This is a genomic window from Streptomyces sp. NPDC059695, from assembly GCF_042733785.1.
GTDB lineage: Bacteria > Actinomycetota > Actinomycetes > Streptomycetales > Streptomycetaceae > Streptomyces.
In genome coordinates, this window is sequence record NZ_JBHWFF010000002.1 from 266,630 (window position 1) to 282,092 (window position 15,463).

The following is a 15,463-nucleotide window of genomic DNA, read 5'->3' on the forward strand; positions in this document are numbered from 1 at the left end:
CACGATCCGAGAGGGGCTGCCTCCCGTTGCGGGGAGCAGCCCCTCCGGCGTGCCCGCCCGTGCCAGAGTTCCCCCATGAACCGGATACCCACGGGTGCCGACGTCCCGGTGCCGCCGCAGGCCCTCCACGTCGCCGTCGGCTGGCGCACCGGGCACGGCGTGCCCGACGTGGACGTCTCCGCTCTGCTCCTCGGAGCCGGGGAGCGGGTGCGGGGCGACGCCGATCTGGTCTTCTACAACCACGCCGAGCACCCCTCGGGGGCCGTCCGGCACCTGGGGAGGTCGGCCCCGGGCGCGCCCGGCAGCCCGGCCGCGGACTGGCTGTGGCTGGACCTCGCGCGCGTGGAGCCGGACGTCGGGCGCCTGGTGATCGCCGCATCCGTCGACGGCGGCGCCTTCGGGCAGGTGCCCGGGCTCGACGTGCGGGTCGCCGACGGGGCCGGGAACCCGGTGGCGTACCGCGCGATCGGGGGCGCGACGACGGAGACCGCCCTCGTGTGCGGGGAGTTCCACCGGTGGGACGGCGGCTGGCTCTTCCGCGCGGCCGGCCGGGGGTACGCCGCGGGGCTCGCCGGGCTCGCGACGGACTTCGGCATCGTGGTGGAGTCCCCGCCGCCGCCGATCCCGGGCCCCGGCTACGTCCCGCCGCCCCCTCCCCCGGTGCCCGCCGCTCCGCCCGTGCCGGTGTCCGACCCGTACGGCGGGGAGTTCCGGCCGTCCGTGTACCAGGGGCGCGGCAAGGAGACGGTGCACTGCGACCCGGGTCTTCCGGCGGGGCACTGGGTGCTCCTGGAGATCGAGTCGTACCACTCGCTGTCCACCACGATCGAGTCCTGCGACGCGTACGGGCGGGCCGTGGACTACCTCCTCACGGCGTACGAGGACGACGTGCGCGCGCGGACGGTGGCGCTCGTCCCGCGCGCCCGGCCGCTGACCCTGCGGGTGGAGGCCGAGACGCCCTGGACGCTGCGGGTGCTGCCGCTGTCCCACGCGCGCCGCTTCGACAGCCGGCTGGAGGGCCTCGCCCATGATCTGGTGATCTACGAGGGGCCGGCCGGGGTGCTGGACTTCGCGCACCACGGGGAGTCGAACTTCACCGTGCACCAGCACACCCCGCCGCTGGACCCGCTCTACGACGACGAGGAGCAGGACCTGCTGGTCAACGAGATCGGCGAGGTCCGGGCGAGCGCTCCGGTGCCGGGTCCGGGGCTGCTGCGGATCAGCGGGGACGGGCCGTGGAAATGTTCCGTGCGCAGCTGAGCCGGCCCGTGGAAGGATGGCCCAAACGTCACGAAACCGAGGAGTTGACCGGGTGCCTGGGACCAACCTGACCCGTGAAGAGGCTCAGCAGCGGGCGGCGCTGCTGACCGTGGACGCGTACGAGGTCGAACTCGACCTCACCGGTGCGCAGGAGGGCGGCACCTACCGGTCCGTCACCACCGTCCGCTTCGATTCCGCCGAGGCAGGCGCCGGGACCTTCATCGATCTCGTCGCCCCCGCCGTCCACGAGGTCGTTCTCAACGGCCGCTCGCTCGACGTCGCCGCCGTCTTCCGCGACTCGCGGATCGCGCTGGACCACCTGGCCCAGGGGCGCAACGAGCTGAAGGTCGTCGCCGACTGCGCGTACACCAACACCGGTGAGGGCCTGCACCGCTTCGTCGACCCGGTCGACGACCAGGCCTACCTGTACACCCAGTTCGAGGTGCCGGACGCGCGGCGGGTCTTCGCCTCGTTCGAGCAGCCCGACCTGAAGGCGACCTTCCAGTTCACCGTGAAGGCGCCGAGCGGCTGGTCGGTGATCTCGAACTCGCCGACCCCGAAGCCCGACAACGACGTGTGGGTCTTCGAGCCGACCCCGCGCATCTCCACCTACATCACGGCCCTGATCGTCGGCCCGTACCACTCGGTGCACTCGACGTACGAGAAGGACGGCCAGGTCGTCCCGCTGGGCATCTACTGCCGTCCCTCGCTGGCCGAGTTCCTGGACGCGGACCACATCTTCGACGTGACCCGCCAGGGCTTCGACTGGTTCCAGGAGAAGTTCGCGTACGACTACCCGTTCGCGAAGTACGACCAGCTCTTCGTGCCGGAGTTCAACGCGGGCGCGATGGAGAACGCGGGCGCGGTCACCATCCGCGACCAGTACGTCTTCCGCTCGAAGGTGACGGACGCGGCGTACGAGCGGCGCGCCGAGACCATCCTCCACGAGCTCGCCCACATGTGGTTCGGCGACCTCGTCACCATGGAGTGGTGGAACGACCTGTGGCTGAACGAGTCGTTCGCCACGTACACCTCGGTCGCCTGCCAGGCCTCGGTGCCGGGCACCCGCTGGCCGAACGCCTGGACCACCTTCGCCAACGCGGAGAAGACCTGGGCCTACCGCCAGGACCAGCTGCCGTCGACGCACCCGATCATGGCCGAGATCAACGACCTGGAGGACGTGCTCGTCAACTTCGACGGCATCACGTACGCCAAGGGCGCCTCGGTCCTGAAGCAGCTCGTGGCCTACGTCGGCCAGGACGAGTTCTTCAAGGGCGTCCAGGCGTACTTCCAGGCGCACGCCTTCGGCAACACCCGCCTGTCCGACCTGCTGGGCGCCCTGGAGGAGACCTCCGGCCGCGACCTGAAGACCTGGTCGAAGGCGTGGCTGGAGACGGCCGGCATCAACATCCTCCGCCCGGAGATCGAGACCGACGAGAACGGCTCGATCACCTCGTTCGCCGTCAGGCAGGAGGCCCCGGCCCTGCCCGCCGGCGCCAAGGGCGAGGCCGTGCTGCGCCCGCACCGCATCGCCATCGGCTTCTACGACCTGGACGCCGGCGGCAAGCTGGTCCGCACCGACCGTCTGGAGCTGGACATCGCGGCCGCCGGACTGACTCCGGTGCCCGAGCTGGTCGGCAGGTCCCGCCCGGCGGTCGTCCTCCTCAACGACGACGACCTGTCGTACGCGAAGGTCCGCCTCGACGAGGTGTCCCTGAAGAACGTCACCGCGCACCTCGGCGACTTCGCCGACTCCCTGCCGCGCGCGCTGTGCTGGGCCTCGGCCTGGGACATGACCCGCGACGGCGAGCTGGCCACCCGCGCCTACCTGGAGCTGGTGCTGTCGGGCATCGCCAAGGAGTCCGACATCGGCGTGGTGCAGTCGCTCCAGGGCCAGGTGAAGGCGGCCCTCGACCTGTACGCGGCGCCGGAGTGGCGCGAGACCGGTCTGACGCGCTGGACGGAGGCGACGCTGGCGCACCTGCGCGCGGCGGAGCCGGCCGGCGACCACCAGCTGGCGTGGGCCCGCGCCTTCGCGGCGACCGCCCGCACCCCGCAGCAGCTCGACCTGCTGGCGGCCCTCCTGGAGGGACGCGAGTCGATCGAGGGCCTCGCGGTCGACACCGAGCTGCGCTGGGCCTTCGTGCAGCGCCTCGCGGCCACCGGCGTCTACGACGAGACCGAGATCGCGGCCGAGCTGGAGCGCGACCGCACGGCGGCGGGCGAGCGGCACGCGGCGACCGCGCGCGCGGCCCGTCCGACGGAGGCGGCGAAGGCGGAGGCCTGGGCCTCGGTCGTCGAGGACGACAAGCTGGCGAACGCCGTGCAGGAGGCCGTCATCGGCGGCTTCGTCCAGGCCGACCAGCGCGAGCTGCTCGCCCCGTACACCGCGAAGTACTTCGCGTCGATCAAGCAGGTCGCGGAGACCCGCAGCCACGAGATGATCCAGCAGATCGTGGTCGGCCTCTACCCGACGTTCCAGGTCTCGCGGGAGACGCTGGACGCGACGGACGCGTGGATCTCCGCGAACGAGCCGGTCCCGGCACTGCGCCGGCTGGTGACGGAGTCCCGCGCCGGCGTCGAGCGGGCGCTGCGGGCGCAGGCGGCGGACGCCTCGTAACACCCCGTCGGCAGAACGGCGAAGGGGCACCCTCCCCCACGGAGGTGCCCCTTCGCCGTGCTTGGAGTCCGCCCGGCGGGCGGGCGTCGGCGCGCGGCCGCGCCGCCGGGCGGAAGCGTGTCAGCCGCCCAGGCGGGCGTACCGGGCGCGCAGGTCGGCCGCGCCCTGCTCGGTGAGGGCGCCGTGCAGGCGCATCCGGGCGACGCCGCCGTCGGGGAAGGCGTCGAGCCGGACGTGGGTGACGACGGCCTGCGCGGGCAGCTTGAAGCGGTGCAGCGTGTCGGGCTGGAGGCGGGTGCGCGGGATGATCTCGAACCACTCGCCCGACTCGCCGTTGCGGCCCTGGAGCGCGATCCAGCCGGCCGAGTTGCCCTTGAGGTAGGCGGTGTCGATCTCGACGGCGCGGACGGCGCCCTGGGCGACGAGCTTGAAGCGGACCCAGTCGTTGGTGTCGCGGACCCGGCGGCGGCGGTTCTCCCAGCCGTCGTCCATCTTGCGGGAGGTGCCGGGCAGGATGATCTGGGTCGGCGAGGAGTAGAACTTGTCCGAGGCGTCCTCGTAGGAGCCGCCGTTGAGCACGGCGATCAGGTCGAGGGTGCCGAGGAGCTCCAGCCACTCGGGGTCGGGCACGACCTCGCCGTGGACGCGGAGCCGGGCGACGCCGCCGTCGGGGTGCTGGCAGAGCCGTACGTGGGTGAAGCGGCGCTCGGCGTCGATGGTGAAGCCGTTGGCGGCGTGGCCGCGGACGGGGGTCTGCGGGACGAGCTCCTCCCACTTCGCGTCGAGCAGCTCGGCGGGGCTGGGCGTGGGGGCACCCCCGCCGCCAGGCAGGGGGACCTCGACGGCGGTGGCCTGGATGCTGACCTTCTGCGGGTAGTTGCCGCGGAAGTGGGCGGTGTCGACGATGATCCCGCGGATCACGCCGGGGGCGCCCAGGCGGACGATCGCCCAGTCGTGGTCCTCGGGGGCGGGGAAGACGTTCTCGGCGTCGGCGCCGCGGCGGCGGCGGGTCTCCCAGCCGTCCATGATCTTGCCCTTGTGGCCGAAGTGCTCCGGGTCGAAGACGGCGCGCTCGCGGACGAGGAGGTTCTCGCGCTCGGCGAAGAACTCGTCGTTGGCGGCGACGACCCCGGCGCCGAGGCGGCGGTCGGCGAGGTCGACGAGCTCGGTGAAGGGGAAGTCACCGGTGCGGTAGTCGGCGTAGGGGTCCCCGCCGGAGTAGGGGGCGGCGTCGTTGGCGTGCGGGTCCTGGTTCGCGTCGAGGCTGCTCATGGCGTCGACTCTGCCGCTCCGACCTCACCCCGGTCCATCGAATGTTTTCGACAGACATGTTCAGTTCTGCTGAACGGTCTCGCGGGCCGCGGCGGCCTGCCGGAGCGCGGCCAGCACCCGGGCCACCGCCGGTCCCTCCTCCGCCCCGCTCCGTACCGCGGCGACGACGTGGCGGCGCGGCTGGTCGGCGGAGAGGACCCGCATGACGACCCCGCTGCCGCCCCGGCGGTCCGCGGAGGCCATCCGGGGCACCAGCGCGATCCCGAGGCCCGCCTCGACCATGGCGAGGATCGCGGTCCAGCCGGAGGCGCTGTGGGCCTGCTCGGGCACGAAGCCGGCGGCCTCGCAGGCGGCGGTGGTGATCTCGGACCAGGGCCCCGAGCCGCCGAAGATCCAGGGCTCGGCGGCGAGGTCGGCGAGTCGCAGGCCGGGCGCGTCGGCGAGCGGGTGGCCGGCGGGCAGGGCGACGTCGAGGGGGTCGGCGAGCAGCGGCACGCGGCTGAACTTGGGGTCGCGCGCGGAGGGCGCGTGGGCGGCGAGCGAGAGGGCGAGGTCGACCTCGCCGGCGGTGAGCAGCTCGTACGCCTCCGCCGCCTCGGCCTCCCGGATCCGGACGTCGAGCCCGGGGTGGGCGGTCCGCAGGTGCCGCACGGCGGGCACGAGCAGCGCGGGCACGGACGTGGAGAAGGCCGCCACCCGGACCTGGCCCGCCTCGCCCCGCAGGTAGCCGTCGAGTTCGGCGTCGGCGCGCTCCAGCTGCGCGAAGACCACCTCGGCGTGGCGGAGCACCAGATGGGCGGCGTCGGTGAGGCGGACCCGGCGGCCCTGGGCCTCCAGCAGCCGCACCCCGAGCTGCCTGGAGAGGTTGGTGAGCTGCTGCGAGACGGCCGAGGGGGTCATGAGCAGCGCCTCCGCGGTCGCGGTGACGGTGCCGCGGTCGCGGAGGGTGCGGAGGATCTGGAGCTTCTTGATGTCCCACTCGGTCATGGGGCGCAACATATCGGGCCCCGGCTACCGGGCCGAGCTGAGCGCGACCCCGCCGAGGATCAGGACCATGCTCGCGCCGCCGAGGAGGCCGAGCCGTTCGCCGAGGAGGGCGTACGAGAGGAGGGCGACGCAGACGGGCTGGAGGTAGTAGACGATCCCGGCGCGGGCGGCGCCGATCAGGGTGACGGCCTTGTTCCAGGCGAAGAAGGCGACGGCCGAGGAGAGGACGCCGACGTAGACGAGGGGGCCGACGGTGCCGGCGGTGGGCTCGAAGCCGCCCTGGACGGCGAGGCTGATCCCGTAGGCCGGGAGGAGCATGAGCGTGCCGAGGACGAAGGTGGTGAAGAGGAAGGCGAGGCCGCCGAGTTCGGCCGGGCGGCGCTTGAGCAGGGCGCTGTAGGAGGCGAAGCAGACGGCCGCGGCCATGACCCAGAGGTCGCCGACGGCGAGGTCGGGGGCGAGGGAGCCCTTGCTGACGAGGAGCAGGACGCCGGCGCAGGCGATGAGCATGCCGGTGGTGCGGCGCGGGCCGAGGCGGTTGCCGCCGAGGCGGGCGAAGACGGCCATGAGGACCGGCGAGGCGGCCATGATCATGCCCATGTTGCCGGCGGAGGTGGCGGTCCCGGCCTGGTTGACCAGGGTGTTGTAGACGGTGATGCCGAGCAGCGACGCGAGGGTGAGGAAGCGGAGGTGGCGGCGGATCAGGTGCCGCTGCCGCCAGGTCTCGCGGGCGGCGAGCGGGGCCACGGCGAGCAGGGCGACGATCCAGCGCCAGAAGGCGGCCTGGACCGGGGGGACGGTGTCGTGGAGGGCGCGGGCGACGACGAAGCTGCCGGACCAGACGACGGTGGCGAGGAGGGCGAGAAGCACGCCGAGGCCGGCGCCCTTGGCGGGTGCCGGCCTCTCGGTGGCGGTGCGGGTTCTGTCGGTGTCGGTCGGGTTGCGGGCGGTGTCCAGGCTCATGCCGTCACCGTCGCACCTCCGAAACCTCCAGGTCCATCGAAACTTCCTGACCGTTCTCTTCAGCTGCACTGAACGATTCGGTCCCGGCCGCCTCGGCTGCCTCGGGGGCCTTGGCGGAACGGGGGCTCAGCTGGCCCGCCAGGGTGGCGCCGAAGGCGATCAGCATGCCCAGGACCTGCACCGCGCCGAGGGCCTGACCGAGCGCCACCCAGCCGATGACGGCCGCGGTGATCGGGGAGAGCGGGCCGAGGAGGGTGGCCGAGGAGGCGCTCATGCGCTCGATGCCGCGGAACCAGAGGAAGTACGAGATCGCGGTGTTGCCGAAGGCGAGGTAGGCGTAGCCGGCCAGGTTGGTGCCGGTCAGGGCCGGCGGGGCGCCCTCCATCAGGAAGGCCAGGGGCAGGATGATCAGGCCGCCCGCGGTGAGCTGCCAGCCGGTGAGCGCGAGGGCGCCGACGCCCTCGGGGCGGCCCCAGCGCTTGGTGAAGACGATGCCGGCGGACATCGAGAGGGCGGAGAGCAGTCCGGCGACCACGCCGATCGTGTCGAAGGCGGCCCCTGCCTTGAGGACGACGAGGCTGACTCCGAAGGCGGCGGTGACGGCGGTGAGCAGGCTCTTCACCGTGGGCTTCTCGCCGAGGAAGAGGGCGGCGAGGCCGACGACGAAGAGCGGGCCGACGGAGCCGACGACCGCGGCGACACCGCCGGGCAGCCGGTAGGCGGCGAGGAAGAGCAGCGGGAAGAACGCGCCGATGTTGAGCGCCCCGAGGACCGCGGACTTCCACCACCAGGCGCCCTGCGGGAGCTTGCGGGTGAGGGCGAGGAGCGCGAGGCCGGCGGGCAGGGCGCGCATCAGACCGGTGAAGAGCGGCCGGTCGGCCGGCAGGAACTCGGTGGTGACGTAGTAGGTGGAGCCCCAGGAGATCGGGGCGATCGCGGTCAGTGCGACGAGTGCGGCCTTGCGGGACATGACGGTTTCCCCCTGCTGCGGTAGGCCGGACCGGCGGGCGCCGGACTGGCTTCGTGGTGATTAACTTACCACTAAGCTACTTTTGCGCAAGAGGCTTTCTTGTAAGTGACTTCCTCGTAACTGACTTTCTTGCGATCGAGGAGCGGAGAAGGGAACACTGAGGACATGGACACGCAGACCCCCGGCCATGACGCCGTCGACGCCATCACCGAGCAGTGGGCGGCCGTCCGCCCCGACCTGGACACCGTCCCCATGGCGGTCTTCGGACGGATCTACCGCCTGGCCAACGCCATGCGCGGCAAGGTGGACAAGGCGTACGCGCCCTTCGGCATGGCGCTCGGGGAGTTCGACGTGCTGGCGACGCTGCGCAGGTCAGGAGAGCCGTACACGCTCTCGCCGCGCGAGCTGACCGCCACGCTGATGATCACCACCGGCGGCATGACCGGCCGGCTGGACAAGCTGGAGAAGGCCGGGCTGCTCACCCGCAGCCCCGACCCGAACGACCGGCGCGGACTGCGCGTCACGCTCAGCGAGCGCGGCAGGGAACTGGTGGACCAGGCCGTCGGGGCCGGTCTCGGGGAGCAGCGGGCCGCCCTGGAGTCCGCGCTCACCCCGGAGGAGGCGGACCAGCTCTCCGGGCTGCTGCGCAAGCTGCTCGCGACCACCGTCTGAAACGGTCCCGACGCATGCGAGGGCGCCGCGCGGTACCTCGTACCGTGCGGCGCCCTCGGCGGAGACCTGTGAGGCGGTTACGCCTTCTTGGACTTGTCGAGCACCATCACCAGACCGGCGATCACCGCGAACAGCACCAGCGGCAGCGCCACGAACAGGCCGAGGGTCTCGACGACACTCAGCTTGGGGGCCGGGTCGTCACCGTCGTCGCGGGTGAGCGCGAGCGCGGGGGACGACATGAGCAGCATCATCAGCGTCGTACCGGCCGCGATCGAGCCGGCGCGCAGAGCGTTCTTCTTGTCCACGGAGCAAACGTAGCGAACACCTAATCGGGCCGCGCGCCCGGGGGTGCCGTACGGGGGTTCCGCGCCGTCGTGCGGTCCCGCAGCCCACGCAGCAGGGCGTGCGCCCGGGGCGAGGCGGCGAGCTGCTCCAGGGTCACCGGCTGGCCGTCCGGACCCGCGAGCGGCAGCCGCCAGTTGGGGTACTCGTCCCAGGTGCCCGGCAGGTTCTGCGGCCGCCGGTCCCCGACCGCGTCCGGCAGCCACACGCCCACCATCCGGGCCGGGGTCTCGAGCAGGAAGCGGTGGACGGCCCTGATCTCCGCCTCCTCGTCCCCCGGCCCCTCCGGGAGCAGCCCCTCCCGCTCGAACAGCCCCAGCCACTCGGCGGTCTCCGCCGCGTCCGCCGCGCGCTCCCGCTCCAGGTCTCCGGCGAGCAGCCCGAGCCGGTGCCGCAGGGCGACGTGCTCGCCGGAGAGGCGGGCCGCCGTGGAGGGCAGGTCGTGGGTGGTGGCCGTGGCCACGCACTCCGGGCGCCACTCCCCCGCGGGCAGCGGCCGGCCGGTGCCCGCCCAGTCGCGCTCGAACCAGAGCACGGAGGTCCCGAACACCCCGCGCCGGGCGAGCTCCTCCCGCACGCCCGGCTCGACCGTGCCGAGGTCCTCGCCGATGACGAGCGCGCCGGCGCGGTGGGCCTCCAGGACGAGGACCGCGAGCATCGCCTCGGCGTCGTACCGGACGTAGGTCCCCTCGGTGGGCTCGCGGCCCTCCGGCACCCACCACAGGCGGAACAGGCCCATCACGTGGTCGATGCGCAGCGCGCCCGCGTGCCGCAGGAGTTCGCGCAGGAGTCCCCGGTACGGGGCGTAGCCGGCGGCGGCCAGGGCGTCGGGCCGCCAGGGCGGCAGCCCCCAGTCCTGGCCCCGGGAGTTGAAGGCGTCGGGCGGGGCGCCGACCGACATGCCGGCCGCGAAGGCCTCCTGCCCGGCCCAGGCGTCGGAGCCCTCGGGGTGGACGCCGACGGCCAGGTCGTGGACGATCCCGACCGCCATGCCGGCCTCGCGGGCGGCCTCGGCGGCGGCGGCGAGCTGCCGGTCCGTCAGCCAGGCCAGCCGGCAGTGGAAGTCGACCCGGGCGGCCAGGGCGGGATCGTCGCGCACGGCGGTCTCCGCGGCGCTCGGGGTGCGCAGCTCCTCCGGCCAGCTCCGCCAGCGGGGCCCGTGGCGCTCGGCGAGGGCCTGGTAGGTGGCGTGGTCCTCCAGGGCGCGGCCCCGCTCGGCGAGGAAGTCGTGGAAGTCGGCGCGGCGGCCGGGTCCGGGCTCGACGGAGCCGAGCACCAGTTCCAGGGCCCGCCGCTTGACCTCCCACACCGCGTCCCGGTCGATCAGGGCGCCCTTGCCGAGGACCCGTTCGCGCAGCTCGGCGGCGTCGGCGAGGATCCGGTCGAGTTCCTCCCGGCGCTCGGGCCCCACCAGGGCGTACTCGGGGATCTCCTCGATCCGCAGGTGGACGGGGTCCGGGAAGCGGCGCGAGGACGGGCGGTAGGGGGACGGGTCGCTCGGCGCGCCGGGCACGCCCGCGTGGAGCGGATTGACCTGGACGAACCCGGCGCCGTGCGTGCGGCCCGCCCAGGTGGCGAGCTCCCGCAGGTCGCCGAGGTCGCCCATGCCCCAGGAGCGGGTGGACAGCAGCGAGTACAGCTGGACGAGCAGCCCGTACGCGCGCCGCCCGGGGCCGGGCACGCGCGCGGGGCTCACGATCAGGGTGCCGGTGGCCGCGCGCCCGTCGGGGGCCCCGGCCTCCACGGTGTGGACGCCGAGCGGCAGCGCCGACCAGTCCGGGCCGGTGACGACGGCGCCGTCCTCGGTGGTGACCCGGAGGCGGGTGCCGGGCGGCAGGTCCTCCGGCGGGCGGACCGGTCCGTCGCCGAGGTGGTGGACCAGGGTCGGGGGCAGCAGGCGCTCGCGGTCGGCCCGTTCGGCCGCGTCGAGTGCCGCGGCGACCGCCTCCGGGGTGGCCGCGTCGACGCCCAGGGCGGCGAGGACGGCCACCACGGTGGCGTCCGGCACGGGCACCGTGACGCCTTCCGAGGGGCTGTGGGCGAGGGCGACGCCGTGACGGGCGGCGAGGCGGGCCAGGGTCACTTCACACTCCGGGGGACTCCGGGCCGCCCGCGCTTCCGGGGGCGGTGGGTTCGCTGGTCAGGGGCGCCGCCACGGCCAGGGGCGGCTCGCTGGTGAGGGGGGACGCGTCGGGCAGCGGCGGCTCGCTGGTCAGCGGTTCACCGGCCGGCGCCGACTGCTCGGGAAGGCGTATCCGTCCGAGGTGAGGGGCGGTCGTGGTCACGGGGGTCTCCCGGTTTCGTCTCGACAGGTGGGACCTGGGCAATGACAGAGCCCTACCCACCGCTCTCGGTTTTACCGGCGGAACACGGCCAAGTGACGTCACCTCGCCGACGGCTCGCCGGGCAAAGCCGACACAACGGCCACGCGCATTGACACCTCCGTGCGACGGGTGGTGGGCTCGTGACCCGATCGTGACCGACCGGCAGAGCCGCCGGCCCCGGCCGAAGGGAGACCCCGTGCACCTCGGGCGCAGGAAGCGCACCGCGACGGCCGTGGCCGCCGCCGTCATCGGCGGCCTGCTCGGCGGCGCGGTCCCGGGCTCGGCGCAGGCCGTCCCGACGGCTCCCGCGGCACCGGCGGCCCCCACTGCCCCGACCGCACCGGCGGCCCCCGCGTCCCCGCCGACGCCCGGGCCCCGGACGGACACCGCCGCCGCGCGCGGACCCGCCGTCTGGCCCCGGCCGCAGTCCCTGACCGCGTCCGGCTCCTCCGTGCGCCTCGGGGACGAGGTGACGCTCCTCGCGGACGCCGACGCCGATCCGTACGCCCTCGCCGAGCTGCGCGAGCTGCTGCGCGCCGCCGGGGTGAGGACCGTCCACACCGGTCTGCCGGGCCGGGGCCCGGTCCTGCGGGCCGCGGGGCCCACCGGCGGGGGCGACGGCGAGGGCTCCGGTGCCGAGGAGGCGCTGGCCGCCCTGCGCGTGCCCGAGCGCCTCGATCTGCCGCGCGGCGGCTACCGGCTCGCGACGGGCCGCTTCCGGGGGCGGGACACCGTCGTCCTGGACGGGGTCGGCGAGGACGGCCTGTTCCACGCCGTCCAGACGCTGCGCCAGCTCCTCGGGACCGGCCGGGAGGTCCCCGGGGTCGTCGTCCGCGACTGGCCGGGCACGGCGGAGCGCGGGATCACCGAGGGCTTCTACGGCACGCCCTGGACGGCCGGACAGCGGCTCGCCCAGATCGACTTCCTGGGCCGGACCAAGCAGAACCGCTACCTCTACGCGCCCGGCGACGACCCGTACCGCCAGGCGCAGTGGCGCGACCCCTACCCGGCCGCGCAGCGCGAGGAGTTCCGCGCGCTCGCCGAGCGCGCCCGCGCCCGCCACGTGACGCTCGGCTGGGCCGTGGCGCCCGCCCAGTCCATGTGCCTGTCCTCGGCCCGCGACGTGGCGGCACTGACCGGGAAGCTGGACGCGATGTGGGAGCTCGGGGTGCGCTCCTTCCAGCTGCAGTTCCAGGACTCCTCGTACGACGAGTGGCACTGCGACCGGGACGCCGACACCTTCGGACGCGGACCGGAGGCCGCGGCCACCGCCCACGCGCGCGTGGCGAACGCCGTCGCCCGGCACCTCGCCGAGCACCACCCGGACGCCGAACCGCCGACGGTGATGCCGACGGAGTACTACCAGGACGGCACGAGCGCGTACCGCACGAAGCTCGCCGAGGCCCTCGACACGGACGTGCGGGTGGCCTGGACGGGCGTCGGGGTCGTGCCGCGCACGATCACCGGCGGCGAACTGGCGGGAACGCGCGAGGCCCTGGGCGGCCACCCGCTGGTCACCATGGACAACTACCCGGTCAACGACTACGCGCAGGACCGGCTGTTCCTCGGCCCCGCGACCGGCCGGGAGCCGGCCGTGGCCGCCGGTTCCGCCGCCTACCTCGCCCACGCCATGGAGCAGCCCGCGGCCTCCCGGGTCCCGCTCTTCACGGCCGCCGACTACGCCTGGAACCCGAGGGGCTACCGGCCCCACGAGTCCTGGCAGGCGGCCGTGGACGACCTCGCGGGCCCGGACCCCGCCGCCCGCGAGGCGCTGCGCGCGCTGGCCGGGAACGGCTCCTCGTCGATCCTCGACCCGGCCGGCGAATCGGCCTATCTGAAGCCGCTCCTGGCGGCGTTCTGGGCGTCCCGCACGAGCAGCGGCACGGCTGCCGCGCGGGAGAAGGCGGCGCGCGAGCTGCGGGCCGCGTTCACCGTGATGCGCCGGGCCCCCGAGCGGCTCACGGCCACGGCCGACGGCACCCTCGACGACGAGACGGGCCCCTGGCTGGAGCAGCTCTCCCGGTACGGCCGGGCCGGCGAGGCGGCCGTCGACATGCTCCTCGCGCAGGCCCGCGGCGACGGCGCGGCGGCCTGGCGGGCGCAGCTGGACCTGGAGGAGCGGCGGAAGGCCCTGGGGGCGAGCCGGGTCACGGTCGGCTCCGGTGTCCTCGATCCGTTCCTCACGCGCGCGGTGAAGGAGGCGGCGGCCTGGACCGGCGCCGACCGGACCCCCGCGGCGCCCGCCGACCGCGCCCCCGGCTCGTACACCGTGCGGCTCGACCGGGCCCGGTCCGTGGAGGCGCTGACCGTCATGACCGAGCCGGGCGGCGGGGCCGCCGGGGCGGGGGACGCGCGCGTGGAGGCGTACGTCCCCGGCGAGGGCTGGCGGCCGCTCGGCCCGCTCTCGGCGTCCGGGTGGACGCAGACCGACCTGAAGGGGCTTCGGGCGGAGGCGCTGCGGGTGGTGTGGAGCGGGGACGGCCCGGCGCCCGGGGTGCGCTCGCTCGTGCCGTGGTTCGCGGACGGGCCGCGCGCCGGACTCGAGCTGGCCAGGACGGAGACGGACGCGGAGATCGGCGGCCCGGCGCAGCGGGTGGACGCGGAGCTGACCGGCCGGCGCGCGGGCGAGGTGCGCGGGGCGCTGACCGCGCGGGCCCCTCGGGGGATCGTGGTGCGGCTGCCCGAGCAGGTCGTGGTGGAGCGCGGCGCGCGGACGAGCGTCCCGCTGGAGGTGTCGGTGGCGGCGGACGTGCCCGCCGGGTCGTACCGGGTGCCGGTGTCCTTCGCGGGCGAGGAGCGGGTCCTGACGGTGCGGGCCTTCCCCCGGACGGCGGGCCCGGACCTGGCACGGTCGGCGACGGCCTCCTCCTCGGGCGACGAGACGCCGGACTTCCCGGCCGCCTCGGCGGTGGACGGCGACCCGGCGACCCGCTGGTCCTCGCCCGCGGAGGACGGGGCCTGGTGGCAGCTGGAGCTGCCCGAGCCGGCCCGGATAGGGCGGGTCGTGCTGCACTGGCAGGACGCCTACGCCTCCCGCTACCGGGTGCAGGTCTCCGCGGACGGGCGGGTCTGGCGGACGGCGGCGACCGTCGCGGACGGACGGGGCGGCCGGGAGTCGGTGCGGATGGACGCGGCGGACACCCGCTTCCTGCGGGTCCAGGGGGAGACGCGGGCGACCCGCTTCGGCTACTCGCTCTGGTCGGTGGAGACCTATGCGGTGGCCCCTGCCGGGAAGGCGGCCCCTCCCGGGGAGGAGCCGGAGGGCACACCGGAGGAGCGGCCCGCCCCCTGAGGGGCACGCCGCTCCGGCCGGAGGCCTCCGCGTACGCGAAAGGCCCGGCTCAACCCGTCGTCAGCGCCCTCACGGGGGTGTCTGCGACGGAGTCGATCCGGGCCATGACGTCCTCGGCGCCGTACGGCTCCAGGTACGGCAGCCAGCGGGGGTCCCGGTGTCCGGTCCCGATGATCCGCCAGGCCAGGCCGGTCGGCGGGGCGGGTTGGTGCCGCAGCCGCCAGCCCAGCTCGCGCAGGTGCCGGTCGGCCTTGACGTGGTTGCAGCGGCGGCAGGCCGCCACCACGTTCTCCCAGGCGTGCGTGCCCCCGCGGCTGCGCGGGACGACGTGGTCGACGCTGGTCGCGACGGCCCCGCAGTACGCGCAGCGCCCGCCGTCGCGCGCGAAGAGCGCCCGGCGGGTCAAGGGAACGGGCCCCCGGTAGGGGACCCGCACGAAGCGCTTCAGTCGCACCACACTGGGAGCGGGGAGGACTTGGGTCTCGCTGTGCAGGAAGGCGCCGGACTCCTCGAGACAGAGAGCCTTGTTCTCCAGTACGAGGACGAGTGCGCGGCGGAGCGGTACGACGCCGAGCGGCTCGTACGACGCGTTGAGGACCAGGACATGCGGCACGGATGCCTCCTATGACGCCGGCGGCGCGTGGCTCGCGCCGGGACGAACTGCTCTCAGTCTCTCCTCATGCCTGGTCGCGGCGCCACCACGTACCGGAATCGGGGTGACGGCCCCGGGGGTGTTCTCGACCACATCGGCATCTCTCCCC

General features: G+C 74.5%; 12 protein-coding genes. 4 read left to right on the plus strand and 8 right to left on the minus strand.

The window, feature by feature from the left end; genetic code table 11:
* Positions 1-75 precede the first annotated feature (75 nt).
* Both ACFV2S_RS03810 and pepN read left to right on the plus strand, forming a co-directional pair.
* On the plus strand, positions 76-1,260 hold the full coding sequence (locus ACFV2S_RS03810; RefSeq protein WP_383801633.1) for a TerD family protein: 1,185 nt from the start codon (positions 76-78) through the stop codon (positions 1,258-1,260).
* A 52-nt stretch (positions 1,261-1,312) separates the two neighbouring features.
* Positions 1,313-3,880 carry an aminopeptidase N gene (gene pepN / locus ACFV2S_RS03815; protein WP_385553935.1) on the plus strand — a complete coding sequence of 856 codons (2,568 nt, stop codon included), beginning with the start codon at positions 1,313-1,315 and terminating at the stop codon, positions 3,878-3,880.
* Between the two features lie 120 nt (positions 3,881-4,000).
* On the opposite strand, the gene alc is transcribed toward pepN, so the two are convergent.
* From alc to ACFV2S_RS03835, 4 genes are read right to left on the minus strand one after another with little or no spacing between them, the layout of a single operon-like run.
* A complete protein-coding gene (alc, locus tag ACFV2S_RS03820) occupies positions 4,001-5,152 on the minus strand; it encodes an allantoicase (protein WP_385553936.1) in 1,152 nt (383 codons plus the stop codon).
* Between the two features lie 60 nt (positions 5,153-5,212).
* Positions 5,213-6,139: a LysR family transcriptional regulator gene (locus ACFV2S_RS03825; RefSeq protein ID WP_383794670.1), complete on the minus strand. Its 927-nt coding sequence runs from the start codon at positions 6,137-6,139 to the stop codon at positions 5,213-5,215.
* A 24-nt stretch (positions 6,140-6,163) separates the two neighbouring features.
* The gene (locus ACFV2S_RS03830) at positions 6,164-7,102 is read right to left on the minus strand and encodes a DMT family transporter (RefSeq protein ID WP_385553938.1); all 939 of its coding nucleotides are present in this window, start codon (positions 7,100-7,102) and stop codon (positions 6,164-6,166) included.
* Positions 7,103-7,106: 4 nt separating this feature from the next.
* Positions 7,107-8,072, minus strand: a complete 966-nt coding sequence (locus ACFV2S_RS03835) for an EamA family transporter (RefSeq protein ID WP_385553940.1) — start codon at positions 8,070-8,072, stop codon at positions 7,107-7,109.
* Positions 8,073-8,237: 165 nt separating this feature from the next.
* Between ACFV2S_RS03835 and ACFV2S_RS03840 the strand changes: the two genes are divergently transcribed.
* Entirely contained in the window at positions 8,238-8,744 is a 507-nt protein-coding gene (locus tag ACFV2S_RS03840; RefSeq protein ID WP_385553941.1) for a MarR family winged helix-turn-helix transcriptional regulator, read from the plus strand.
* 77 nt (positions 8,745-8,821) lie between these two features.
* Here the strand turns inward: ACFV2S_RS03840 and ACFV2S_RS03845 are convergent, their stop codons facing one another.
* From ACFV2S_RS03845 to ACFV2S_RS03855, 3 genes are read right to left on the minus strand one after another with little or no spacing between them, the layout of a single operon-like run.
* Positions 8,822-9,049, minus strand: a complete 228-nt coding sequence (locus ACFV2S_RS03845) for a hypothetical protein (RefSeq protein ID WP_329855120.1) — start codon at positions 9,047-9,049, stop codon at positions 8,822-8,824.
* A 20-nt stretch (positions 9,050-9,069) separates the two neighbouring features.
* The gene (gene malQ, locus ACFV2S_RS03850; protein ID WP_385553942.1) at positions 9,070-11,169 is read right to left on the minus strand and encodes a 4-alpha-glucanotransferase; all 2,100 of its coding nucleotides are present in this window, start codon (positions 11,167-11,169) and stop codon (positions 9,070-9,072) included.
* A gap of 1 nt (position 11,170) precedes the next feature.
* A complete protein-coding gene (locus tag ACFV2S_RS03855; RefSeq protein ID WP_383794656.1) occupies positions 11,171-11,371 on the minus strand; it encodes a hypothetical protein in 201 nt (66 codons plus the stop codon).
* 235 nt (positions 11,372-11,606) lie between these two features.
* On the opposite strand from ACFV2S_RS03855, the gene ACFV2S_RS03860 reads away from it, so the two are divergent.
* Complete coding sequence (locus tag ACFV2S_RS03860) at positions 11,607-14,702, plus strand: beta-N-acetylglucosaminidase domain-containing protein (protein ID WP_385553943.1); 3,096 nt, start codon at positions 11,607-11,609, stop codon at positions 14,700-14,702.
* 49 nt (positions 14,703-14,751) lie between these two features.
* On the opposite strand, the gene ACFV2S_RS03865 is transcribed toward ACFV2S_RS03860, so the two are convergent.
* Complete coding sequence (locus tag ACFV2S_RS03865; RefSeq protein ID WP_383794651.1) at positions 14,752-15,315, minus strand: HNH endonuclease; 564 nt, start codon at positions 15,313-15,315, stop codon at positions 14,752-14,754.
* Between the last annotated feature and the right edge of the window lie 148 nt (positions 15,316-15,463).

What these genes read in the sequence shown, in the direction of transcription:
- ACFV2S_RS03810 (WP_383801633.1), top strand. Translation starts at nt 76, where the DNA reads ATGAACCGGATACCCACGGGTGCCGACGTCCCGGTGCCGCCGCAGGCC.
- alc (WP_385553936.1), bottom strand. Translation starts at nt 5,152, where the DNA reads ATGAGCAGCCTCGACGCGAACCAGGACCCGCACGCCAACGACGCCGCC.
- ACFV2S_RS03825 (WP_383794670.1), bottom strand. Translation starts at nt 6,139, where the DNA reads ATGACCGAGTGGGACATCAAGAAGCTCCAGATCCTCCGCACCCTCCGC.
- ACFV2S_RS03830 (WP_385553938.1), bottom strand. Translation starts at nt 7,102, where the DNA reads ATGAGCCTGGACACCGCCCGCAACCCGACCGACACCGACAGAACCCGC.
- ACFV2S_RS03835 (WP_385553940.1), bottom strand. Translation starts at nt 8,072, where the DNA reads ATGTCCCGCAAGGCCGCACTCGTCGCACTGACCGCGATCGCCCCGATC.
- ACFV2S_RS03840 (WP_385553941.1), top strand. Translation starts at nt 8,238, where the DNA reads ATGGACACGCAGACCCCCGGCCATGACGCCGTCGACGCCATCACCGAG.